This window comes from Sphingobacterium detergens (genome assembly GCF_003610355.1).
GTDB lineage: Bacteria > Bacteroidota > Bacteroidia > Sphingobacteriales > Sphingobacteriaceae > Sphingobacterium > Sphingobacterium detergens.
Genome location: NZ_RAPY01000003.1, coordinates 548,803 through 572,811, shown reverse-complemented (window position 1 = coordinate 572,811; position 24,009 = coordinate 548,803). Strand labels below are relative to the sequence as shown.

The 24,009-nt window shown below is 39.6% G+C and carries 20 protein-coding genes; 9 read left to right on the top strand and 11 right to left on the bottom strand.

Annotated elements, in window-relative coordinates; translation table 11 throughout:
- The first annotated feature begins 15 nt into the window (after positions 1-15).
- The 5 genes from trmB to DFQ12_RS17930 all read left to right on the top strand — a co-directional run bounded on the left by trmB (position 16) and on the right by DFQ12_RS17930 (position 9,414).
- Complete coding sequence (trmB, locus tag DFQ12_RS17955) at positions 16-672, top strand: tRNA (guanosine(46)-N7)-methyltransferase TrmB (protein ID WP_120260417.1); 657 nt, start codon at positions 16-18, stop codon at positions 670-672.
- A 1,495-nt stretch (positions 673-2,167) separates the two neighbouring features.
- Entirely contained in the window at positions 2,168-5,434 is a 3,267-nt protein-coding gene (locus tag DFQ12_RS17945; protein WP_244211781.1) for a SusC/RagA family TonB-linked outer membrane protein, read from the top strand.
- Between the two features lie 12 nt (positions 5,435-5,446).
- Positions 5,447-6,991, top strand: a complete 1,545-nt coding sequence (locus DFQ12_RS17940; protein ID WP_120260415.1) for a SusD/RagB family nutrient-binding outer membrane lipoprotein — start codon at positions 5,447-5,449, stop codon at positions 6,989-6,991.
- Positions 6,992-7,024: 33 nt separating this feature from the next.
- On the top strand, positions 7,025-8,551 hold the full coding sequence (locus DFQ12_RS17935; RefSeq protein WP_120260414.1) for a DUF5689 domain-containing protein: 1,527 nt from the start codon (positions 7,025-7,027) through the stop codon (positions 8,549-8,551).
- Positions 8,552-8,733: 182 nt separating this feature from the next.
- Positions 8,734-9,414 carry a DUF937 domain-containing protein gene (locus DFQ12_RS17930; RefSeq protein WP_120260413.1) on the top strand — a complete coding sequence of 227 codons (681 nt, stop codon included), beginning with the start codon at positions 8,734-8,736 and terminating at the stop codon, positions 9,412-9,414.
- Positions 9,415-9,481: 67 nt separating this feature from the next.
- Here the strand turns inward: DFQ12_RS17930 and trhO are convergent, their stop codons facing one another.
- The 10 genes from trhO to DFQ12_RS17880 all read right to left on the bottom strand — a co-directional run bounded on the left by trhO (position 9,482) and on the right by DFQ12_RS17880 (position 18,959).
- Complete coding sequence (trhO, locus tag DFQ12_RS17925) at positions 9,482-10,468, bottom strand: oxygen-dependent tRNA uridine(34) hydroxylase TrhO (protein ID WP_120260556.1); 987 nt, start codon at positions 10,466-10,468, stop codon at positions 9,482-9,484.
- A 94-nt stretch (positions 10,469-10,562) separates the two neighbouring features.
- Positions 10,563-10,778, bottom strand: coding sequence for a DUF3820 family protein (locus DFQ12_RS17920; RefSeq protein WP_046673143.1), 216 nt, complete (start codon positions 10,776-10,778; stop codon positions 10,563-10,565).
- The gene (locus DFQ12_RS17915; protein ID WP_120260412.1) at positions 10,778-11,533 is read right to left on the bottom strand and encodes a glycosyltransferase family 2 protein; all 756 of its coding nucleotides are present in this window, start codon (positions 11,531-11,533) and stop codon (positions 10,778-10,780) included. The genes DFQ12_RS17920 and DFQ12_RS17915 overlap by 1 nt, the downstream gene beginning before the upstream one ends.
- A 2-nt stretch (positions 11,534-11,535) precedes the next feature.
- Complete coding sequence (locus tag DFQ12_RS17910) at positions 11,536-12,450, bottom strand: glycosyltransferase (protein ID WP_120260411.1); 915 nt, start codon at positions 12,448-12,450, stop codon at positions 11,536-11,538.
- A 3-nt stretch (positions 12,451-12,453) separates the two neighbouring features.
- Positions 12,454-13,326, bottom strand: a complete 873-nt coding sequence (locus tag DFQ12_RS17905) for a glycosyltransferase family 2 protein (RefSeq protein WP_120260410.1) — start codon at positions 13,324-13,326, stop codon at positions 12,454-12,456.
- Complete coding sequence (locus DFQ12_RS17900) at positions 13,327-14,787, bottom strand: lipopolysaccharide biosynthesis protein (RefSeq protein ID WP_120260409.1); 1,461 nt, start codon at positions 14,785-14,787, stop codon at positions 13,327-13,329.
- Between the two features lie 23 nt (positions 14,788-14,810).
- On the bottom strand, positions 14,811-15,554 hold the full coding sequence (locus DFQ12_RS17895) for a DeoR/GlpR family DNA-binding transcription regulator (RefSeq protein ID WP_120260408.1): 744 nt from the start codon (positions 15,552-15,554) through the stop codon (positions 14,811-14,813).
- Positions 15,555-15,620: 66 nt separating this feature from the next.
- Positions 15,621-17,162, bottom strand: coding sequence for a hypothetical protein (locus DFQ12_RS17890; protein WP_120260407.1), 1,542 nt, complete (start codon positions 17,160-17,162; stop codon positions 15,621-15,623).
- Between the two features lie 121 nt (positions 17,163-17,283).
- Entirely contained in the window at positions 17,284-18,009 is a 726-nt protein-coding gene (locus tag DFQ12_RS17885) for a YebC/PmpR family DNA-binding transcriptional regulator (protein WP_120260406.1), read from the bottom strand.
- Between the two features lie 2 nt (positions 18,010-18,011).
- Positions 18,012-18,959 (bottom strand): NAD-dependent epimerase/dehydratase family protein, encoded by a 948-nt coding sequence (locus DFQ12_RS17880; RefSeq protein ID WP_120260405.1) that lies wholly within the window; start codon positions 18,957-18,959, stop codon positions 18,012-18,014.
- Between the two features lie 405 nt (positions 18,960-19,364).
- On the opposite strand from DFQ12_RS17880, the gene DFQ12_RS17875 reads away from it, so the two are divergent.
- A complete protein-coding gene (locus tag DFQ12_RS17875) occupies positions 19,365-20,354 on the top strand; it encodes an aspartate-semialdehyde dehydrogenase (protein WP_120260404.1) in 990 nt (329 codons plus the stop codon).
- 120 nt (positions 20,355-20,474) lie between these two features.
- Here DFQ12_RS17875 and def read toward each other — a convergent pair whose 3' ends face one another.
- Entirely contained in the window at positions 20,475-21,701 is a 1,227-nt protein-coding gene (gene def, locus DFQ12_RS17870; RefSeq protein ID WP_120260403.1) for a peptide deformylase, read from the bottom strand.
- 175 nt (positions 21,702-21,876) lie between these two features.
- Between def and ruvX the strand changes: the two genes are divergently transcribed.
- From ruvX to DFQ12_RS28725, 3 genes are all read left to right on the top strand, one after another.
- Positions 21,877-22,290: a Holliday junction resolvase RuvX gene (gene ruvX, locus DFQ12_RS17865; protein ID WP_120260402.1), complete on the top strand. Its 414-nt coding sequence runs from the start codon at positions 21,877-21,879 to the stop codon at positions 22,288-22,290.
- Positions 22,291-22,430: 140 nt separating this feature from the next.
- Positions 22,431-22,859: an rRNA maturation RNase YbeY gene (gene ybeY, locus DFQ12_RS17860; protein WP_120260401.1), complete on the top strand. Its 429-nt coding sequence runs from the start codon at positions 22,431-22,433 to the stop codon at positions 22,857-22,859.
- Positions 22,860-23,179: 320 nt separating this feature from the next.
- A complete protein-coding gene (locus DFQ12_RS28725) occupies positions 23,180-23,956 on the top strand; it encodes a class I SAM-dependent methyltransferase (RefSeq protein WP_120260400.1) in 777 nt (258 codons plus the stop codon).
- The last annotated feature ends 53 nt before the right edge of the window (positions 23,957-24,009 follow it).

Sequence of the window (24,009 nt, the reverse complement as noted above, 5' to 3'; positions counted from 1 at the left end):
GATATTAATTAAAAAATGGGAAAGGATAAACTACGTAAATTTGCCGAAGTAGCGACTTTTGAGAATGTCATCCAGCTCGATGCCGGCAAAGAATATAAAGGAAAATGGGCTGAGAAGCAATTTGGAAATACAAATCCAGTTGTTTTGGAACTTGCCTGCGGTAAAGGAGAATATACAGTTAATTTGGCGCGCTTGTTTCCGGAAAAGAACTTTATCGGGATTGATTTTAAAGGCAACCGTATCTGGCGTGGCGCAAAAACCGCGTTGGAAGATGGTATCAAAAATGTCGCATTTTTACGGATACAGATTGAAACGCTTCTTGAGCACTTTGCTGAGAATGAAATTGATGAAATTTGGATTACCTTTCCAGATCCACAGCCGCAGGACAGTCGCGAAAAGAAACGCTTGACAGGCCCTAAATTTTTAGACCGTTACAAGATTGTCATGAAGCCAGAAGGGATGATGAATCTAAAGACAGATAATGATGGCTTCTATGCCTATACTCTTGAGCAAATAGAGTTACAGAATCTGAAGAAATATAAAGAGACGACAGATCTGTATCACTCGGACTTGGTCGATAATGTTTTGTCGATCAAAACATACTATGAGAAAAAGTATCTTGCTGACGATAAGAATATAAACTATGTGAAATGGAGCTTTGAGAAACGCTAATATCAAAGTTTTTATTATAAAAGAAAGTCCAAACGAAAGTTTGGGCTTTCTTTTTGTTTTATAATATATTATTGTTACACCCTCCGTATGGTGTTTTTTTGGTAAGCGTATCTTTAAGGTTGGCAAAAATATGTTCTCATAATCACCTGTTCCTAGTAGCTATTTCGGCAGAGCCTTTGAGCTCAAATTTGAAAGGAAGTTGTTGTCCATAAGTAGTATGAAATCCGTTAGGGAGTTCAGCTTCGACGAGATAGATTTTGGCTTTGTCTTGGTTTGTTCCCCAAGTGTTGCTTTTACTGATATTAACCAGTTGATTTCGGTATGTTGAGGGGAAAAGGCGGTTTATCTGTGCTAGAAGGCTATATTTTCTTAAATGTTTGACGACCATACGCTCTATTCTGCTGACGCTGATCAGTGAATTACTAGAAAAAGGTCGGCTTTTACTGATCGGTTTTTGGCTTTTGGTAATCACTTTTCCGAATATTCCGAACAGTTTTTGCCGACAACTGTGCGGTTTTCAGCAAAAGCTGTTCACCCTTTTGAAAAATGTGAACAGTTTTATCCAACGACTGATCACAAATTCTAATGGGCTGATCAGCATTTTAAGAAAAGTGGACACCTTTTGATCGACACCGAACAGAATTTTGAAAAAACAGATCAGTCATTTCAAACAACTGAATGGAGTTTGTAAGAAACCGATCAGTATTCGCTACAGACCATTCACTTGTTGCTAAAAAGTGATCTGTTCTTTGCAAATACTGATCAGTTCCCTCAGAACTCCAGTCGGTATTTGCTATGGAGTGTACAGTTCTCCGTAAAAAGTGATCAGTCTACTGGAGAAAGTGTTCGGGATAATGCAACAAGTGATCGGTTGTTTTAAACAAGTGATCGGTATTTAGAAAAAAGTAGACACTATTTGTGAAATACTGTTCAGTATTTTCCAAATAGTGTTTAGCAAAAGCCAAAAACTAGTCAGGGATTGGGGTAGATCTTTGAGTTTTTTGGGAGTCCATTTTTAAGATCTGTTATTCGATTAAGGTCCGGTATTTATGGTATTTGCGTAGATGATTACGTGCAAAATAAGGGAAGTTGCCCAGCTCCAAATTAATTCTTATAGGTTTGACTTTGGCTGCTACTATATTTTCTTTTTCCTTTCTAGGTATCCCATAAGGGATTGGGTGATAGAATCTTGTTTCGGTTGTGTGTTTTAAATAATTTCGATTTATTTCGTTTTTTAAGGAATATTAATTATTTTCGATTCTATTATAATAAATAACCAAGGTAAAGGCTTGCTTTTTAGACCTAATGCGTGAAATTCCTGTCTGTAATGAATTCTTATGCATTTTTATATGATGTAAATCGGGCAAAATGTTTCTTAAAGGAAATTATATTCGAAACAATTGTTAACAGAAAGAAAACATTAAGTTAAAACAAACTTTTTGTTAAGAGTATACTTTTGTCCCAAATTGCAAATTAACAATTTACACTAATATCTATGTTTAGTATTAACCCTATCCAAATTAATCTAAGGCACTCATCCTCGAAAGTGCTATTTGCAGCGCTGGTAGTTGCTTGCAATCTGGATGTAGCTTCGGCGGCTGTTCCAATGGACAACAGTCATGGAGTCACACATAATTTTAATCAGGGGAAGATTAAAATTAAAGGAAAAGTTGTAGATAGTAAGACACAGGAACCATTAGCTTCAGTTTCTATTCTTTCAGAAGGTATCGCAAAGGCGACAACCGATCGAAACGGTAATTTTGAGGTCGATGTAGAGGTTGGTGGGAAGATACGTTTTCAACTAATCGGTTATGAAGCGCAAACAAAGATATTCGAAGCGACGCAAAGCAATCTACAAATTGCGCTAAATCCGACTTCTGCGGCACTTGAAGAGGTTGTTGTGACAGCATTGGGGATTAAAAGACAAGAACGGGAATTGGGATATAGTGCAACAGTTGTTAAAGGCGAGCAATTGACAGATGCGCTTTCGAATAACTGGAGCGATGCATTGTCAGGAAAAGTAGCAGGGTTGAATCTGATGCGTTCAAATGCGGGTCCTACAGGTTCTACCAAGATTATTTTAAGGGGTGAGGCAAGCTTATCAGGAGATAAGGGTGCTTTGATTGTGATTGATGGTGTTGTTGTAAATGATGGTAGCGGCCGTAGAACGGCTAATCAGGGCGAAAATACTTATGGCACGGGGTCAGATAATATGCCTGCTGATTATGGCTCAGGTATTGACGATATCAATCCGGAAGATATCGAAAACATAACGGTTTTAAAAGGAGCTGGGGCAGCAGCTTTATACGGTCAGCGTGGCGCAAACGGTGCCATTATGATTACGACTAAATCTGGCTCGAAAGGGAAAAAGGGAATAGGAGTTACGGTGAATTCAAATACTTCACTGGAAGCAATCAACCGCATGCCTGACTTGCAATATGAATATGGACAGGGATTGGCAGGGTCAAATTATTATTCTTATGGAACAACAGAAGACGGAGCTAGTACGTCTGGAACAAGTTCGGCTTATGGTCCAAAATTCGATGGACAGTATTTCTATCAATATGATCCTGTTACCCAAAAAGTGGGGACGGAACGGACTCTTTGGCGTCCATATGATAATTTGAAGACTTTCTTTGACGTCGGAAAAACATTTACCAATTCAGTAAGCATTGATGGTGGTACAGAGAAGACCTCCGCAAGATTTTCGGCAACAAATGTCAATAATACGTGGATTGTTCCGAATACGGGATACAAAAGAAATACTGTAGCGTTATCGGTAAACTCCAAGGTGAGTGATAAATTACAAATCAATGCGAAAGTAAACTATACCAATAAATGGTCTGACAATCTACCCGGAGCAGGATATGGCAATCAATCTTTAATGTATTGGTTTATTTTCTGGCAACCCAATGCAGATATGAATTGGTTAAAGGATTATTGGGTACAAGGGTCGGAAGGGCAAAAAATTAAATATCCATTTTCTTCTTACCCTGAAAATCCCTTTGCTATATCAAGGGAATTTATCAATGGGATGAATAGGAACGGGATAACAGGAAACGTCCAAGCAAGCTACCAGTTTAACAAAAATTGGAATTTAATGTTGCGTAGTTCAATGGATATGGCCTATGAAAATCGCGAACAGAAGCGACCTTATGATGCTGGTGCTAAAATGCCTTTCGGCAGCTATCGTACACAATCAATTTTTTCACATGAAACGACTTTAGATTTCTTATTGAAATATGATAAAGAAGTCAATAAGGATTGGAAGGTTTCCGCAACAGTTGGTGGTAGCACAAATGATAATCGCTACAATAAAGATGAGATGCGGGCGGATTCGTTGACTTATCCAGGAGTTTACACCATGGCCAATGCGAAGGGTCAGATACTGAGCTTGCCATACAAGAGCCGTATGCAGTCAAATAGCTTGTATGGTTTTGTTACTGCTGCCTATAAAAACTTTTTATTCGTAGATGGTACTTACCGGGCCGACTGGGCAAGTACATTGGCCTCAGCTTTGGCTCCTGACAAAAGGACTTATTTTACTTATCCTTCCTTAAATGCTAGTTTTATTGCTTCGGAAGTATGGAAATTACCAAAAGCCATTAATTATGCAAAATTAAGGGGGTCTGTTGCTGGGGTTGGTAATGGTGGAGGACTTCCTTATATTATCGATTTTTCGTATGAGAGTGCAGGTCCTCAGTATCCCGGAGGGATTCAGATCCCATCAACTATGGTAAATCCATTTTTAGAGCCCCTAAGGACACTTTCTTTTGAATTTGGAACTGAGGTTCGGATGTTTAGAGATCGTTTTGGTTTTGACGTGGCGGTTTATCAGGGTGCTACACGTAATCAACAATTAAGGCGAGTTGTTGATGCTTCAACAGGTGCACGATACAAGATGGTGAATGCTGGCGAGGTCCGGAATAAAGGAATTGAGGTTGCAATGGATGGTATGCCAATCAAAATTAAAGATGGTTTCAGCTGGAAAGTCTTTGCAACATTCTCTATGAATCAGAATAAAATCACTGAATTAGGTGATTCGACAATGATCTTACAAACCGGACCTGTCGCTGGTGGACAGTTGGTTGCGAAAGTCGGTGGATCTATGGGAGATCTGTATGGAATTGGATATCAAAGATCGCCAGATGGACAGATTATATATGATGGTAAAACGGGCGTTGCATTATTGACGGATGAAGTGGTTTATTTGGGAAATACAATTCCCAAAGGTAAAGTAAGCTTAGGACACGAATTTAAATATAAAGGTTTCCGCTTGAACTTATTGTTTGATGCCCAGTTTGGTGGAGTTTCCCATTCTTTGACCCATTACAAATTAGCGGAGCAGGGAAAAACAAAAAATACCTTGCCCGGACGTTATAGTGGAATTATAGGAAATGGTGTTGTTCAAAATGCAGATGGAACTTATCGAAAAAATGATGTTATCGCAACAGATATTGATGAATATTATCGTTCTCACTATGGGCAGGATAACGCCGAGGGCAGTACCTTCTCAACCAACTTTATCAAATTTAGAGAAGCCCGATTTGATTACTCTTTTTCCAAAGCTTTTGTCAATCGTTTAAAACTACAAAAAGCATCTGTTGGGGTATATGGTAGAAATCTTGTGATCTGGTCTAATTGGCCAAACTTTGATCCGGAATTTGGTACATTGTCAGGATCAGATATTGTCAAAGGATTTGAAATTGCTCAGTTCCCTTCTACACGCACGTATGGTGTTAATTTAATTGTCGGATTTTAACTCAAAGTCATTATGAAATCAACTATAAAATTTTTCGGATTGGGTTGTCTTTTCCTTTCACTAATAGTATTAACACAATCTTGTGATAAGAACTTTCAGGAAATTAATACCGATCCAAACAATAGTACAAAAGTCTATCCTTATCAGCTTATGCAGGCCGCCTTTCGAGATGCTGTCGCATCAAATATGTCACGAAATCGTTCATTAAACAATGAGTTAATGCAGGTGACAGTGAATATTGGCGATGGGGAATATCGCATCTTCCGTTATGATATTAGAAATAACGTAGCAGATGGGCCATGGAATTCTTTATATCCCGAACTGAACAATATTAATGAAATTTATAAGCTTTCGGACGGTGGAATGAATGATAATGCGTCCTATCGGGGTATTGCATTGATTATGAAGACATGGATATACTCTATATTGACCGATACCTATGGTGATATCCCATACAGTGAAGCATTAAAAGGGCTGAGTGATGGTATTATAGAACCGAAGTTTGATACTCAAAAGGAGATCTATATGGATCTTTTTAGACAGCTTGATACGGCTAACACACTTTTGGCTAAAAATACAGCAATCAAAGGGGAATATGACCCCATATATGCAGGTAATATCAGCAAATGGCGAAAATTTGGTAACTCGTTATTTTTACGACTATTACTAAGAGTTTCGGGTAAACAGGATGCCGAAGTGGCTAGCTTTGTGAAAGCTAAGATTTCCGAAATTTTGGTTAATAATGCGTCAACCTACCCGATTATGACTAGTAATGATGATTCAGCAGTGCTTAAATGGACTGGGACGATCCCGTTTGTTTCGCCATTTATGGATGTGCGTGCGCAGGATTTTAGAACACCTTCCTTGGGTAGCTTCTTTATCGATAATTTGGTCGCATGGAATGACCCTAGGATAAATATTCCTACATACGGTTCAAATGGAGTAAATCGTTTGGGGGTGGCGCCCGTGAGCGGTAATTTCGTTGGAGTTCCAAGTGGTTACGCTCCTGGAGAAGGATGGGAGAAGCAATCGTATTTCTATTCTTACGACCAAACAGTAAATAGTATCGCCGTGCGAACAATGATGAATGAACCATTGACCGGCATGATCATGAATTGCGCTGAATTGCAGTTTATTAAGGCGGAATTGGCGTTAAAAGGTTTCTATGATGATAAACCTGGGGATCTTTACAAAGACGGGGTTATGAAAGGAATCACAACTTGGCTTCCGACTTACACAGAGTCTATTGAAGACTATTTAAATAATGGCGATATAAATTGGGACGACAGTGACTCTTTTGAAAAAAAGATGGAGATGATTCATCTACAAAAGTATTATGCCTTATTATTTGTGGATTGTCAACAATGGTTTGAATTTAGAAGAACGGGCTACCCTAAATTACCGAAAGGGACAGGCTTGAAAAATAATGGAGAAATGCCGGCCAGGTTAAACTATCCAATTTATGTTCAGTCAGCAAATCCAACGAATTATAAGCTCGCTGTTCAATCGCAAGGCGGAGATGTGATTAGTACAAAGGTTTGGTGGCAAAAACCATAAGGTGATTTTTCCAGAAATTTTAATTAGCAGACAATGAAGAAATATATTCTTTACACAATAGTGAGCGTGATGGGAGTTTTGTCCCTCGGTTCATGTAGCAAAGATGGAAATTACCCAGGAGGGGTGATAAGTTCATATATAGGTATTTTTGATGTTCGGAGTATCTACAAAGGGCAATCAGTACAAATAAGTCAAGACAATTTGGATGGCTCCACGACGATTGCTGGTGTGGTAGTTTCGGATCATCGAGAAGGTAACTTCCCGGAGGGCTACTTAGTAATTCAAGATCGTAGGCGTTTGAATCAACTTCGGGGAATAACAATCCCCCTAGGTAAGGCGGCTGAAAATTATATAATTGGGGATTCTTTAGAAATCAATATTGTAGGTAGTGAGTTGACCAGGGAAGATGGGGTTCTTCAATTAAAGAATGTTTTAGAATCAAATATCGTGAAAATTGCTTCCGATAGACCAATTCCCAATAATCGTGTTACGGCAAAAGATATTTTAGTAAATCCCGATAAATATGAAAGCACTTTAGTCGCGATTGTTAAAGGCGGTTTTAACCCTTTACCGGCAGCTGGAGATATTTTAGAGGGACAAAAGACCCTTAATGACGGTTTCGGAAATTTAAATATGGTAACCAAATCATCCGCCAAATTTGCGAAAAAGAATCTAAGTGTTTTAGCAAATTATTTTGGCGTGATTTTTAATAAACAAGGTGCTGACGGTAATCTTGTTCCTTATGAGGTTTTACGTAGAGAATCAGATATTCAGGAGCTAAGTTCAGTGATTGAACATACACCCGTAGCTATTTCCGGATTTGCCAGTGATGTAAAAGGTAGTGATGGAAATTACGAATATATTCAACTTTTGGCGATAGAAGATATCGATTTTACAAAGACACCTTATTCAGTTATCGTTAGTAATAATGCTAATGCGTCGACTCCGACCGGGGTTCCGGCAAAAGGTTGGGCTACAGGGGGAATGCGCACCTATAAACTAAATATTACTTCTGGAACTGTTACAAAGGGCCAGTATTTCTACGTTGGTGGAAAATATAAATTGATTAATGGTTCGAGCTCTACGGATATTTCAAATGCAAAATGGGTCCTGAATTATGATTATGTTACCAAAGATGGTTTCGATGGCATTGGTAATAAAACGGGCGGTCTGATGGCGAATAGCGGTAATGCCTTTGGTATCGCGGTATTTAACACAACAACAGTCACAGAAGCAATCAAGCCTGTAGATGTTATGTATATTTCTGGTGGAGGTGCATTAACGGATGGTACCAAAGGGTATCGGATTACCAACAACGATTATTATGATGTGATAGATCCATTGTCATTAAAGGCGCAGCCGTTTTTTATGGCAGGAACAAATAATATTTTCCTGAAATATAATACATCGGATGTGGGGTATTTTGTGAGTTTGGGTGGGGTATATAATACATCTCTGGCGAGATGGACTTCAGCTCGATCCCAGAATAATATTGAGATGACAAAAGCTTCTACGCTGACTGAAATCGAAAACGAATTATCTACGAAGATTGAACAATAAAAGAAATTAGCGATAACTATCGCCAATCTCTTTTATTGTTCGGTCTGTGCATATCAAATAGAAATTGACCCTATAAAAGCCCTGTGTAGTGAAGACTCCACAGGGCTTTCTGTTGTTGGTATATATTTTCTAAACTCCTCATAAAAAATCGTTATCTTCATCATAACTATAAACGAAGATTTATGAACTTAACAGACTTAGTTACAGGAGGAGTTGGCTCGAAAGCAATAGAAGCCATTTCTAAAATGACAGGCGTCAGTGAATCCAAAGCAAAATGGATTGTGGCAGCGGCTGTTCCTTTAATGATTGCAGCATTGAACTACAATGCAAAAAACAAAGGTCAATCGGAAAACATTGACAAAGCGATCGATCAACATAGCGGTGGAGGTATCTTCGATAAGATAGGTGATTTATTTGGTCAGGGTGGATCTGACGACGGGAATAAGATTGTCAACCATATGTTTGGACAAAACACAGAGGTGGTGACACAGAATATTGCCGATAAAGCTGGTATTAGCTCTGCTCAGGTAACTGGGGTTTTAGCAACGTTAGCGCCTATTGTCATGAGTTATTTAGGTCAACAAAAACAGGCGTCTAGTGGCGGTGGTATTGGTGACCTGATTGGATCTGTTTTAGGTGGTGGTGGACAGCAAGGTGCCGGGGGTGGTATGCTAGGAGGGATTCTCGGTTCATTTCTAGGAGGCGGACAGGAAGAGCCTGCACAAGAAACACAACAGGCTTCTACAGGCGGTAGTATGACTGATATGTTGGGCGGTTTGGCCGGCAGCTTCTTTGATAAAAGTAACGATGGTCAATCCAAAGGAAATATCCTTGACTCGATCGCAGGAATGTTTGCGAAGTAAAGCAATCTTACAACATAAAAAAAGTCTGTAACTGATCAGTTACAGACTTTTTTTATGTTGTATTGAATTAATCTTCTACCGTTACTTTCGGTGGAAAATTCTTATGTTTTCTCTTACTGATTTTGTCTACGTTGACTGGTTGAGGTACCTTTACATAGTATCCTGTACCATCATATTCTCGTTTATTCGGGCTTTCTTTGCAGGCAACCGAACAACAGCCGTCCATTTCCTCACCACACTCGTCGCATTGCGTGAAATGTTCATTACAGACAGGATTAGCGCAATTGATCATCTTGGTTGTCTGTTTGCCACAATTGAAACAAGTTGATACGACCGATGGATTGACCGAGTTAACATCTACTGTGACACGATTGTCAAAGACATAACACTGTCCTTCGAAATCTTCACCACCTGCTTCTTTGCCATATTTAATGATTCCACCATGCAATTGGTAGACATCCTCAAATCCCTCTTTTAACAATAGGGCAGAAGCTTTTTCACATTTGATCCCACCAGTACAATAGGTCAATATTTTTTTTCCTCTATATTGTTCAAGCTCTTTGATTTTTTCTGGAAACTCGCGGAAGTTGTCAATGTCCAAAGTCACCGCATTTTTAAAGTGACCTACATTATGCTCGTAGTTTGAACGGACATCTAATACAACGACATCTTCTTGGTCTTTCATCGCCAAGAAATCTTTTGGTTCCAGATGCACACCTGTTTGGCGGTTTGGATCAATTTCTTTTGGATCTCTTAGGCCAGAGTGCACGATTTCAGCTTTGTAGCGACAGTGCATTTTGATGAAAGAAGGTTCTTCAACATGATCGATTTTAAATTCTGTTTTGTTAAAACGACCATCCGCATAAATTGCATCCATATATTGCTGACAAGCTTCAGTGGTCCCCGAAACGGTACCATTCAAGCCTTCATCAGCGACGATAATACGTCCTACTAAGTCAAGTGATTTACAAAATTCAAGGTGATCAGTCGCAAACTGTTCTGCGTTTTCGATAGGGCTGTAACAATAGTACAGCAATGTTTGATATTGTGTCATGATATTCATTGATACCGCTGCAAACGGCGTTTAATGCAAAAATAAATTCACTGCAAAGCTACAAAAAATAATAAATGGAAGGAAATGACCTTCGTCACCTTTTCTTCAAAGGTTCCAGAAGATACTCCAGGCCGTTTAGCTTGATCTCATAAAGTGTGGCCAGTTGCTGTCCTAATTTGCCTTTAGGAAATCCTTTTTGATTGTACCAGACCAAATAAGGCTCCGGAAGATTGCATAAGGTGTAGCCTTGATATTTGCCGAAAGGCATTTTAACTGTTACAAGTTCAGTGAGGATTTCAGGATTTAGCATTAGTCTTGGGGTTTTCCGTAATTAATGCGGTACCAGATCGCTTTTAAAGCGATGATCCCATGATTGAATAAATTGGGAATGGTGCCGTAATAGTGTTTGAAGATGGCGAAGCGTTCTTTTAGCGACTCCTTATGTTTCTGTTTTGACATCCCGCCCACGAGATAGCGCGCTACATATTGATGGGCATTAACAGATTTATTTGCCTTTTTAGCACAGCGAATGACCCAATCTATATCCGCGCATAACTTATAATTGAGATCATACGGTTCTGCAATACTCCGTTTGATATAAATGGCCTGATGACAGATATTCATGCCATAACGAAAACTCTTCCAGTCGAAATTTGCAGGGACCTTATGCCTTCGTTCACCAATAAAAGCCCTATTGTCATCTATCAGTATCGTTTCACCATAGAGGATATCGGCATCATCACTGAGCTTCGCTAGGTTTTCGATGCTGTTGAGATCGTATATTTCATCGCCGGAATTCAAAAAGAGAACATAGTCGCCTGTAGCCAAAGCAAGGCCTTTGTTCATCGCATCGTAAATTCCTTTGTCTTTTTCAGATAATAAGACCGCAATTTTATCCTGATATTTTTGAATAACGGCTAAAGTGCCATCGGATGATTCCCCGTCAATGACGATATATTCAATATTGTCGTAAGTCTGGTTAACAACAGATGTGATGGTATGCTCAATATCCCGCACATTATTGTAAACGACAGTGATGATTGAAAATTTTGGATGAGCAGACATGTCTATTTCTTGAATTTGTTAATTTTTTTCTTGAGGAATCGGATGCCCCGATTGAATAAAGAACCTTTCCGATGTGCGTAGAAATATTTTATAGCTTCATACCCTTGTACATTCTCCGCTATTTCGGTAGGGAAAGCATGTACAGGATGATCTGCTAAAGTGACCTGATAGGTTGATTCTGCAGCTGTATGAGTGCCCGAACCATCGTTACCGATATTCTGTGTCATCGAATTCCTCGGATACAAAACTAGTCCATTTTTTTTGAATACCGAAGCGTACCAACGTATTGCCCAGGAGTTGATCTTTCCCGTGCGAAGCTCCTGTACCTGCTTCCAAAAGTTCTCTTTTCCTTCAATACTGAACTGATGAATCTGTTCTTCCGAAAAATCGGAAACAAGCTCATCTATGTTGGGGTTGAAATGTTGCCAAGCACGATCCCATGTCGCCCAACCCCAGCTATTGGCGACTCGAAAGAAAAACGTTTCAGGAAGCTCATTCAGATTTTTTACCGGATAGCCGTAGCCACTGATCTGCATGACCTGTTCGTCCTCTTTATAGCGGTCTAGTGCTTTATTAAAGTAATCGAGAGCAAATGCTGATGTTTCAAGATCATCTTCTAAGACTATAATCTGCCCATGTTCTTGCACGACTTTGGTAACACCGTCAATGACATTCGCAGCTAAGCCCCAATTTTTGTCCCGCTCGACAATTTTGACCTGTTTAAAATACCAAGGTTTTTTTATAATCCGACGTACCTCTTCTACAGCCTCAATCGCGCGCTCATCTTTTGCCGCATCCGAATAAATATAGAGAATGGTCTGGTCAGCATACTTGTTTCTCTCAAGTGCTGCAAGAGTCTTTAGCGTATGCGCTGGACGATTATACACAAAGAGTAAGACTGGAGCAAGACTGTTCATCTATCAAAAAATTTTGTTAAAAGCCTTTTTATTAGCCTGACGGGTATCACGGACTTCCATGGTCTTACCCAATAGTCTAAAAGCAATATTGAAATAACTTCTTGTTTCAAAAATACGACCTTTACCCAAAGAAGTCAGCATTTTCTTTACGCTCGCTAATATCGCCATTGAGAAAGCCTTTGTAAACGTATAATTGATATTGCAATATTCTGTCAGATGATAGACGAATTCGCTCTTTAGAAAAGCTTTGCGATCTACTTGGCGCTGCTGTCTGTCGTGATAAGCCTTGGCATCTTCGGCTAATACAAAGTTCAATCCATAATAATGGATGCGGTTGGCATAATCTTTATCTTCTCCATAATGGAAGAAAATTGGAGAAAAACCGCCGACTTTTTTGATGACAGCTTTTGGTATCAACCAAAAAGCAGCATTGACGAATGAGCAAGTTCGGTAGGAATTTTCAAACTGCGTATGCTTCGTATAGACTGAGAAGCCATGGTCGAGTTTTTCCTCCGTACCATCGTAGTGGATGGGGGAAATAATTCCCATGTTTGCAGTGTTTACCTTGATCAGGTTGGCGATGCAGTTCTGATCTATCCAAGCGTCCTGATTGACCAAAAAGGCGTAGTCATAATCTTCCTCTAGGGCGATAGTCAATCCAATGTTGTTGGCTTTTCCAAAACCGAGGTTTTCGGGACTTTCTATCAGCCTAACAGCAGGATAAGTTTCTTTGATGATACGGGAAGTATGATCCCTTGAGTTATTATCTATAACAAGGATATCCGTTGGATGGCTTGATAATAACAAACTGTGCAGGCATTTGTGAATCCAAGGTTCAAAATTATAAGAAACGATTATGGTGAGAATCTTGGCCATCTATTTTTTTCGGATAACTGTGATGAAATAGCTGAATAATTCAAGCAAAATACTCGGCTTAAAGACTCTATTGACGATAATATATGCACATACAGCGACAGCGATAGTACTTGCAAACCGAAGGTACAGGTTGGCAATGGATGCGGTGGCATAGTGTGCTGCCAAACAGCTGATACCGGCTAATACAGCATATGAAAAAACATCCTGAATTAGATAACGGAATGAATAGGTCATATAGGGTTTAGCCGAAGCGTACCAGACAAATATCCATAAGGCATTTAATCCGGAGGTTAGGGCGATGAGCATTTCAATGCCAAGCGATTTGCCAAAGACTAAAATAGCGATTTGAAGTAAACCAAAAACAACGATATTTCGCATATAGATCTGGGACTTACCCTTGCTGATAATCAGGCTGGAGAAGACATTGCTTACTGAGTCAAAAGCAGCTCCAATACAGAAAATCTGAAGAAAGATAGCACTTTGCTGCCATTTTTCGGTTATTGTAATCGTAATGAAGTCTTGTGCAACGGTTGTTAAACCAAATAACATTGGAAAAGCTAAAAAAGCCGTAAAGGAGATGAGCTTGCGGAATACACGAACCTGTCTGTCCTTATCGTCTTCTATCTCACGTAGGATAGGTTGTGTGACGTTATTAACCATATTGGTTAAAATAGACTGCGCCATTTGGCTCCATTTATTTGGTTGAACAGTATATCCTAGTTCTTCGGTTGTATAATGTTTTCCCAAAATTGCCGCATATATGTTTTTATTAATATTGATAAAAATATTGGTAACCAGTATTTTACTGCTAAACCCTAGAATATCGCGGATAGGACTGAAATCAAAGGTAAATGAGGGCTTGAATTTGGAGAAATACCAAAAGCCAAGCATATTAAAACCGCTATAGGAAACGATCTGGACCGCAAATGCCCAATAGGCATAACCTTTATAGGCTAAATAGATACCAATTGTATTTGATAAGATAAGGGCCAAAGTCCCGGTGATCACTCTTTCCTTGATCTTTAAATTGCGGAAAAGGTAGGCGTTATGCGCAATCCCGAAACTTCCTAACCAGAAGGACAGAAAGGTGAATCGACTGAGTTCAACAAGTACCGGCTGGTTGTAGTACAGGGCAATGAGAGGAGCTGAAAAGAATAATACAATATAAATAAATGTACCTATTCCAACACTTGTCCAGAATACGGCATTGTAGTCTTTATGTTGAACTTCTTTTTTATTGACAATCCCATACACAAATCCGCTCTCTTGAAATGCTGAGGCAAGAACAGAGAATATGGTAATCATGGCTACTAAACCGTAATCTTCTGCTGTTAGTTTACGATTTAGTAGAATGCCGAAGCCGAAGCCCAAAAACTGCTGGATGATACTGGCCATACCACCCCATAGCAATCCTTTTGTTGTTTTTGATTTTAAAGAGTCATTTCCCGTTTGCGATGACATGCTAAATTAAATGAGCGGCAATATTAAAGTATTGCAATTGTATTCGCAAATTCTTTTAAGGAAACATCAGTCGGATTGATATCAGTAATCAAATAGGAAATATCACGTAGAGGTACCACTTTCATTTTTTGAACGGAATTAAGTTTTTCCGCAATACTGAGTATAGCAACCTTCTTAGAGCATTTGATCATTGCACGTTTGATCTGTACAACTTCCCAGTCTGAATCCGTTACCCCATCTTCTACAGAGAGTGAATTGGTCCCCAGCAAGCAAAGATCTACTTTTAGGTCCGCCAATTCATTGGCCACCTGTGCACCTGATACAATGTTTGTATTACGTGAAAGCTTTCCGCCAACCAAAATCACTTCAAGATTTGGCTTTTCAGCCAGTTCTAATGCAACTAGTGGGCTGATCGTAAAGAATGTACATTGAAGATGGTCTGGAATTGTTCGTGCCAGTTCAATCAAGGTCGTTCCCCCGCCGACCAATACAGTCATACCATTTGAGATTAATGAGCTTGCCTTCTTGGCAATTTCTTTTTTCGCTTCTTTAGCGTAGACATTTCCGTCCTGAAAAGGAAATTGAAATGATTTGGAAAGCGCTCCACCGTAGACTTTTAAAACTTTGCCATTTTCTGCAAGCTCGTTCAAGTCACGTCTGATCGTATCTTCGGATACATTAAGTTGGACACTTAAATCTGAAGATAAAACTTTGTTATGTAGATTGATCTGATGTATAATAAATGCTTGTCTTTCTTCCTTTAACATTGGTCTTTGGTTTTAATCGGAGTTATTAAACTAGTTGAAAAAAAATCAGTTTAAATGTAGTGAAAATTATTCTTCCTTTTTATCAATTTTTGTTAAACCCGCTTTAAAGCGAGGTTTGAATCCTGTAGGCTTGCTAGTTGCAGTTTGTTCCGTTGTAGTATCATCATTCTGCTGGGGTTCAACAGTTGGATTGGCCATATTGCTTCCCGTTGGTGTTGCTTCTGGAGCCGCGGTTTGTTTCGCGTTCGGGTCTTCTGTTGGCGGATCCACTTCCTGTGTAGAGTCCGTATTTGCTGCTGAGGGAACTACTGTCGATGGAGAATCAGTACTTGCTGTTTTGGTTAAACCAGCTTTGAATCTTGGCTTAAAGCCTGTTGGCTTTGATATCTCTGTTGCCGAACTTGTCGCGGATTCCGCAGGTGAGGATGTATTCGCTGTAACAGTGCTATCCTCGACCGCTGAAGGTGTCGTTGCATCCTCTACCGAAGAGTTTGCGGATTGAACAGATTCAGCCGCCTGTTTGTTATCAGTACTTGCTGTTTTCGTTATTCCGGCTTTAAATCTTGGCTTAAAGCCTGTCGGCTTCGATGCTTCTGTTGCCGAGCTGTCCGAGGCCTTCGCAGGTGAGGATGTATCCTCATTAATAGTGCTATCAGTTGTTTTCGTCACACCGGCTTTAAAGCGAGGAGTGAACCCCGTTGGTTTAGCTATTGTTGTTTCCTGCTCGCTGGGTTCCTTTTGCTGCTTGTCAACAGTGTTCTCTACTGTCGCGGGCTTTGTTTGGGAAGAATCCGTATTTTCTGTTTTCGTTACACCAGCTTTAAATCTAGGCTTGAATCCTGAGGGTTTGTTTGCTGCGGTTGTATCCGTTTCAGCGGTATTCTCCTGTTGTGGTTCAATGGATGGATTGGCTGGGCCAGCTTCATCAAAATTTGAAGATGCTGGCTGCAAAGGCTCAGCTGCTTTCGTCAGACCTGCTTTGAATCTTGGCTTAAAGCCTGTCGGCTTCGTTGCTTCTGTTGCCGAGCTGTCCGAGGCCTCTACAGGTGGGGATATATCCTCGTTAACAGTACTATCAGCTGCTTTCGTCACACCTGGCTTGAAACGGGGTTTAAACCCTGTTGGTTTAGCCGTTTCTGGCGCAGTGTCGTTCGACAAAGCTGTAGGTGCGGACGTCTCCTCAGCTGAAGTCGCTGTGTTTTTAGTGATTCCCGGTTTAAAGCGCGGCTTAAATCCTGCGGTAGAATTTGCAGCTGCTGTCGAAGGTTCTGTTGTAGGTTCCTCTTTCTGCTCAGCAGACTCAGTTGTTGGAGTTGTTGCTTTAAACCTAGGTTTGAAACCTGCAGGTTTTGCGGCAGTGGCATCTGTTGCGGCCGGAGCCTTCTCAACAGGATCTGTTTGGATCGGTTTTTTGATAACCACCGTTTCTTCTTCCGCCAGATGGTAGCTTTTACGAAGCTTGTTGAACCAAAACTTCTTGCTATGATCAAAGCTTTTCTCGCCCATAGCAGAATAGTGTGCTCTGAACTCTTCAAATAAAGGTTCATCTGCAGCTTTTAAAGCTTTTAAATCAATTTTCTTTTTCGTGAAAAATTCTTCAAAAGTCATCCTGTTACGAGTTTGATATAGTCTATTACAAATGTAGTAATTTTTCTGACGGCGCTGAGAGGCCTTGCTATAAAAAAAGAGCGACAAGCGCTCTTTTTAGATATTTTGTGAGATCAACAGCTTATGCCATATTATGGTATACCGCCTGAACATCATCATCCTCTTCGATTTTATCGATCATCTTTAACACATCTGCCGCTTGTTCTTCAGTAATATCAGAGTGTGATAAAGCAATACGCTCCAACTTTGCCGAGCTTACTTCGATCCCTTTCTCTTCCAGCAATTTTTGCATATTACCGAAATCTTCAAAAGAAGTCTGAACTACAGCAACATCATTGCCTTCTTCATCAGCTTCAACGTATAATTCTTCCAAACCACCATCGATAAGCTCCAGTTCCAATTCTTCAAGATCCAATTCGTCTGTAGCTGCAAAGCGGAAAATAGACTTGCGATTGAAAATAAAATCCAATGATCCTGTTTTTCCCAATGAACCCCCAGCTTTGGTAAAATAGCTGCGGATATTTCCTACGGTACGGTTGGTATTGTCTGTTGCTGTTTCGATCAAAACCGGAACACCATGTGGGCCATAACCCTCATATACATATTCTTCGTAGCCTTTTGAATCTTTCTCTGAAGCACGTTTTATAGCCGCTTCGATTCGATCTTTAGGCATATTTACAGCCTTAGCATTATGTATTGCTGTGCGAAGTCTCGAGTTGGTTTCAGGGTGAGGGCCGCTTTCTTTAACCGCCATAGCGATCTCTTTACCTAAACGTGTAAATTGCACGGCCATCTTAGCCCAGCGTTTGAATTTCCGCTCTTTTCTGAATTCGAAAGCTCTTCCCATTGTTATATTTTGTTTTTAAGATTCTCAATCATATCGACTGTCATCTTCTGGATGTCAAATTCTGGCTTCCAGTTCCAGTCTTTACTTGCGTATGAATCATCCAGACTTGCAGGCCATGAATCGGCAATCTGTTGTCTTGGGTCATTCTCTACGTAAGAGATTGCAAAATTAGGAAGAATTTTTTTAATTTCTTGTGCGAGTTCTTTTGGAGTAAAAGTAATACCACCAAGGTTATAGGCGTGGCGGATGCTCAGACTTTCCTGTGGCGCGTCCATCAGCTCAAGTGTTCCGCGGATGGCATCTTCCATATATAACATCGGTAATGCTGTATTCTCGGATAGGAAACATTCGTAAGTACCTGTTTTGAGCGCCTCATAGAAGATATCAACAGCATAATCTGTCGTTCCACCTCCCGGTTCTGTCTTCCAGGAAATAATACCTGGATATCTTACGCTACGGATATCCAATCCGCGGTGCTCCTGATACCATTCGATAAGACGTTCACCTGCAAGCTTACTGATTCCATAGATCGTATTCGGATCCATAACACAGTATTGCTCGGTATTTACTTTTGGTGAGTGTGGTCCGAAGACGGCAATGGAACTTGGCCAGAATATTCTTGAAACTTTATATGTAACAGCAAGGTCGAGCACGTTGAGCAATCCATTCATATTAAGCTCCCAGGCTTTTTCAGGATATTTCTCTCCTGTTGCTGAAAGCATGGCTGCCAATAAATATACTTGAGTAGGTTTATATTTTTGAAATAATATGTCTAGACCATTTTTGTCAAGCACATTTGCAATTTCAAAATTCTCGTCGGGGCTTTTTATTTGTGGTTCTCTGATGTCTGTGGTGACAACATTTTCTGCACCAAATTTTTTACGCAGAGCGATTGCCAATTCAGTACCGATTTGGCCGTTTGCACCAATGATAATAATGCTTTCTTTCATGATGCAAATATAACGGCTTTTCAGTATCTAGCAACTGTTTGATGCAAAGGACAGTCTCCTAAAAATGTTAATTTATAGACTCTTGGCGCTGTTTTTATGAGATTTTAAACCGTTTCAATCGTTTGTTCTGTTTTTTTGAACGAGCAGCGAAAATTTTTATTTTTTTTGAATTATCGTTACTTCAATTTTTTTAGGTCAAATATTGCGGTTTGTACTCAATATTTTTTTGATCAAGGCTGAAAAAACGGAGTCGTTGTGACTTTTTTAGCAGAATAAGCGATATTTTGTTATTTTAATATTGTAATTGGGGAATATTTTTTAAATTTGAAGAATTCATTCTTCAAGAATCAACTAAAAACAAATCAAATAACAAATTTTATATACACAATTTAAACACAGACAAAAATGAAAGTGGCAGTAGTCGGCGCAACAGGCCTTGTAGGTACTGAGATGCTAACCGTGTTGGCGGCGCGAAATTTCCCAGTAACAGAATTGATTCCAGTAGCTTCAGAGCGTAGCAAGGGTAAGGAAATTGAATTCAAGGGAAAGAAGTATAAGGTGGTTACACCATCTGAGGCTATTGCTTTGAAACCTGATGTTGCATTGTTCTCCGCAGGAGGTGATACGTCTAAAGAATTTGCACCAAAATTTGCAGAAGCTGGAATTACAGTAATTGACAATTCTTCAGCATGGCGTATGGATCCGACGAAGAAATTGGTCGTTCCAGAAGTAAATGGCGATGTGTTATCTGCTGATGACAAGATCATCGCAAATCCAAATTGCTCAACTATTCAAATGGTAGTGGCGTTAAAACCATTACACGATAAATATAAAATTAAGCGTGTCGTAGTTTCGACTTATCAGTCCGTAACAGGCACAGGGGTAAAAGCCGTTAACCAGTTGATGGATGAACGCGCAGGTAAAGAAGGTGAAAAAGCTTATCCTTATCAGATTGATTTGAATGTCATTCCACATATCGATGTATTCCAGGAAAATGGCTACACCAAAGAGGAAATGAAAATGATTTTGGAAACAAACAAAATCATGCGTGACGATTCAATCAAGGTAACAGCAACAACTGTGCGTATTCCAGTGATGGGCGGGCACTCCGAATCATTGAACATCGAATTTGAAAATGACTTTGATTTAAATGATGTACGTGCTGCATTAGCTGCTCAAAGTGGTTGTATCGTTGTTGATGATCCTGCTAATCTTCAATATCCGATGCCAAAAGATGCACATGGTAGAGATGAGGTTTTTGTAGGACGTATCCGTCGTGATGACTCGCAACCGAATACGTTAAATATGTGGGTAGTAGCAGACAACTTGCGTAAAGGTGCAGCAACAAATGCTGTTCAAGTTGCTGAACTATTGGCAGAAAAAGGATTGATCTAACTCAAGTAGATTCCATAATATTGAGCCCCCATGAAGTAATTCATGGGGGCTCTTTTTATAGATACATTTATGATTTCCAGGAGGACAGGCATTTTTCAGCCAGGTCCAACAAATCTGTTACTATGGAGTCAAGGTCTTTGGCAAGATGGAAAAATCAATCTTATCATTCAATGGTACATAGCTGTCTTTTTCCTGCTCTTCCAGGCGGTCAGGAAATAATATGCCGAAGAGGTGATCCGTTTCATGCTGGAAGATTACTGCGGTAAACCCTTCAATATTTTCTTCGATAACTTTTCCCTCCTTATTGATGTATTGCAAACGGATCGCGTAGCTCCGCAAAACGTCTTCTTTGCGATTTGGTATGGATAGACAGCCTTCCGCACCCTTCCGTTTTAGCTTTGAACGCCACAAGATTTTTGGGTTTACATAAAACTCGAAAGGTTGCTCCGGTTTGTCAAACCGTTGTACCCAGATCAGGTTTTTGTTGATCCCAATTTGAGGTGCCGCTATTCCTACCCCTGGATGGTTTGGATCCCGAACGGTTGCAAACATCCGTTTTGAAAGTGTTTCTAACAGCGGGTCATTGTACTTAACATCACTGCTTGTCGCTTTCAATACCTTTAAATCTTTTTCATCGGTAGTTTGTAATACACGAAGAAGTGTGTTTTCATTCCCTGATAGAATAATCTTCTTGTCAGCTTCCGTAAATTCCTGTCCGGCATTCAGGTTGACCGGTCGCTCATTCTTCGCTTTATGAAAGGCTTTTTCTCCTGCCATAATTTTTGTTTCTAAATTGTTTTCTACTGGGGGAACTGGACAACGATAACCGTTGCTATAGGCGCAATAAGGATTGTAAGCCTTATTAAAATCTATTTCAATGGTACTTCCTTTGATGTCATCTGTGGACAGGTCGATATACCGTCCACCACTATAACTCTCCTGGCCGTTTGTCTGATCTAAAAATGGTAAAAATAAATGTTTTTTGTAAGCAGGATTTTGAAATAAGGCCACACTTTGATAGATATTTAATGTCCTTTCAGCCCCGTTCAATTGAAATGTCACAATCGCATAGCGTTTGTATTCATTGCTGGTACCGTCATAGGTAGGCATGCGAAATACAGGTTCATCAAATAAGACCTCTATTTTTGCTTTAGCTTTATAGTTAGGACTAATAGGAAAGTAATCTAAAGATGCCACTTGATCGGCTTTCAATGGGCCAAATTGTTCTTTGGCTAATTCCAAAGCCTTTTCCTTGCGCTGGGCCAAAATTTGTTGCTCATAATTGCTCTGCGCATGACCATATAGGCAAAATGCAACAAAAAGGCTGGCAATAACTGTTTTTCTCATTTATCTTTTAAATAGTCTATCAAAGTTATAGCTTTTTTAGTGAATTGAAGTTTTACACAATAAAAAATAAAAAAATGATGACACTTCATGGGCTTATAACCTGTAGAAGCAGAATCTCAACACGCATATCTCGATACTCAAATCTAAATTGTACTTTTGTAAAAAACGATTTTCCATGAGGTTAATGGCATTTGATTATGGTACAAAACGAATTGGGGTTGCGGTTACGGATCCGATGCAAATTATTGCTACGGCACTGACAACAGTTCATCCGCAGGATATTTGGACTTTTCTAACGGATTACCTCCAAACGGAACAGATCGAAACATTCGTTGTCGGTAAACCCAAACAACTGGACGGATCGGATTCGGAGTCAGCTTCGCATGTGGTCGGGTTTATGCGCAAATTGAAAAAGACCTACCCTACAATTCCAGTTGTGGAAATTGATGAACGGTTTACTTCTAAAATGGCCTCTGCAGCCATCGCTCAAAGTGGGAAGAAGAAAAAGGACCGTCAACAGAAAGGCCTGGTCGATACAGTCTCAGCGACAATTATCTTGCAGAGCTATATGGAGGGGCGGAATTTTTAAATACGAATTTTATCGTATGAGCCGTTAGCAATAGATAACTCGTTTATTGATGGAGTAATATCAATTTTATGATCATATAGTCCATTTAGGCGATAGAATCAAAACTGAGCATAGCGGGCTCAATTAATACATAGTTACAGATGAAAAGCATATTATTTTTTACAGAAGACATAGATTTCAAATTAAAAGAAAAAGGTAAGATTCGCCAATGGATCGCTGATGCGATTAAAGGTGAGGGATTTAAGCGCGTAGGCGAACTAAGTTTTATCCTCTGTTCGGACGCTTATCTTTTGGAAATCAATAAAGAATACCTGAATCACGATACGTATACAGACATTGTGACTTTTGATTCATCAGAAGATGAGGATACCATTGCTGGAGATATTTTTATCAGCGTGGAACGTATCCGGGAGAATGCACAAAAATTTAAGGTTGATGAACGTGATGAGTTGCATCGCGTCATTATCCACGGTGTTATGCACCTTTGTGGATATCCGGACAAAAAACCGGCTGATAAAGCTAAGATGACGGCTAAAGAAGATGAATATCTAGGGAAAAGAAATTTCTAGTTTATTCTACAGTCCAATGTCAGTGGGGGTGTCCAAAAGAAATGGATACCCTATTTTTTTACTCGTATCCTCTTGGAGCCTCATTTCAGTAGTTAAATTCTCCAGCGGGGTCCTTTCTCTTTTTTGACAACTTCTTGTTTATTTTTTTATACAAGTGATCTGTTATTTTCTGACTCAGTTCTTCCCAGCTGAGGAACACTTAAGTATAAGGTATATACGTGAATATCTCCTAAGTTTTTCCATCAAAAAAACTTGACTTTCCCATTATATTTAATTAGCTTCAAAACACAAATTTACTAAACCATTTATTTGTGTCTAATATGAACGAATTAGAGGAATATTTCCGAAATAACAATGCGAAGCTGATAAACAAATGGATGCATTATTTCGACGTATACGATCGCCATTTCCGTCGATTTAAAGATAAAGAGATTGTTGTGCTGGAAATAGGTGTCTTTCAGGGTGGAAGCCTTCAGATGTGGAAGAAATATTTTGGCGACAAAGCTAAAATCTATGGTGTAGACATCAACCCCAATTGCAAAGAATTAGAAGAGGAGAATGTAGAAATATTTATCGGATCTCAGTCAGACCGTAAATTCCTTCGTAAAGTGAAAGAATCAATCCCACCAATAGATATCCTGATAGATGATGGCGGGCATACCATGCTGCAACAGATTATTACATTTGAAGAGTTATTTGGACATGTAAAAGAGGATGGTGTCTATCTATGTGAAGACCTGCATACCTCTTACCAAGTTTTTTATGGTGGTGGGCATAAACGGAATGGCACTTTCATCGAATACAGTAAGAATTTTATTGATTACATCAATGCCCATCATTCAGAGCAACGCGGACTGAAAGTCAATGAATTTACACGTTCGGTCAACTCCTTGCATTATTACGACAGCATATTGGTTGTTGAGAAACATAAAATGCAGCCACCAACACATATGAGAACAGGTAATGCTACAGTACAGGATTTTGATGCTCCGCCAACAGGGATAAGCGGATTAAAGTGGAAGATTAAGAAGCCAGCGCTAACAGCGATCAATAAATTCCTCCGTTTTTTTAGGATTGGTGGATTTATGTGGAGATAGCAAATCGATAATACATAAAAAAAGCGTTGTACAGCTGTACAACGCTTTTTTTA

Coding starts and splice junctions, on each gene's coding strand:
- trmB (WP_120260417.1), top strand. CDS start 16: ATGGGAAAGGATAAACTACGTAAATTTGCCGAAGTAGCGACTTTTGAG.
- DFQ12_RS17945 (WP_244211781.1), top strand. CDS start 2,168: ATGTTTAGTATTAACCCTATCCAAATTAATCTAAGGCACTCATCCTCG.
- DFQ12_RS17940 (WP_120260415.1), top strand. CDS start 5,447: ATGAAATCAACTATAAAATTTTTCGGATTGGGTTGTCTTTTCCTTTCA.
- DFQ12_RS17935 (WP_120260414.1), top strand. CDS start 7,025: ATGAAGAAATATATTCTTTACACAATAGTGAGCGTGATGGGAGTTTTG.
- DFQ12_RS17930 (WP_120260413.1), top strand. CDS start 8,734: ATGAACTTAACAGACTTAGTTACAGGAGGAGTTGGCTCGAAAGCAATA.
- trhO (WP_120260556.1), bottom strand. CDS start 10,468: ATGACACAATATCAAACATTGCTGTACTATTGTTACAGCCCTATCGAA.
- DFQ12_RS17920 (WP_046673143.1), bottom strand. CDS start 10,778: ATGCTAAATCCTGAAATCCTCACTGAACTTGTAACAGTTAAAATGCCT.
- DFQ12_RS17915 (WP_120260412.1), bottom strand. CDS start 11,533: ATGTCTGCTCATCCAAAATTTTCAATCATCACTGTCGTTTACAATAAT.
- DFQ12_RS17910 (WP_120260411.1), bottom strand. CDS start 12,450: ATGAACAGTCTTGCTCCAGTCTTACTCTTTGTGTATAATCGTCCAGCG.
- DFQ12_RS17905 (WP_120260410.1), bottom strand. CDS start 13,326: ATGGCCAAGATTCTCACCATAATCGTTTCTTATAATTTTGAACCTTGG.
- DFQ12_RS17900 (WP_120260409.1), bottom strand. CDS start 14,787: ATGTCATCGCAAACGGGAAATGACTCTTTAAAATCAAAAACAACAAAA.
- DFQ12_RS17895 (WP_120260408.1), bottom strand. CDS start 15,554: ATGTTAAAGGAAGAAAGACAAGCATTTATTATACATCAGATCAATCTA.
- DFQ12_RS17890 (WP_120260407.1), bottom strand. CDS start 17,162: ATGACTTTTGAAGAATTTTTCACGAAAAAGAAAATTGATTTAAAAGCT.
- DFQ12_RS17885 (WP_120260406.1), bottom strand. CDS start 18,009: ATGGGAAGAGCTTTCGAATTCAGAAAAGAGCGGAAATTCAAACGCTGG.
- DFQ12_RS17880 (WP_120260405.1), bottom strand. CDS start 18,959: ATGAAAGAAAGCATTATTATCATTGGTGCAAACGGCCAAATCGGTACT.
- DFQ12_RS17875 (WP_120260404.1), top strand. CDS start 19,365: ATGAAAGTGGCAGTAGTCGGCGCAACAGGCCTTGTAGGTACTGAGATG.
- def (WP_120260403.1), bottom strand. CDS start 21,701: ATGAGAAAAACAGTTATTGCCAGCCTTTTTGTTGCATTTTGCCTATAT.
- ruvX (WP_120260402.1), top strand. CDS start 21,877: ATGAGGTTAATGGCATTTGATTATGGTACAAAACGAATTGGGGTTGCG.
- ybeY (WP_120260401.1), top strand. CDS start 22,431: ATGAAAAGCATATTATTTTTTACAGAAGACATAGATTTCAAATTAAAA.
- DFQ12_RS28725 (WP_120260400.1), top strand. CDS start 23,180: ATGAACGAATTAGAGGAATATTTCCGAAATAACAATGCGAAGCTGATA.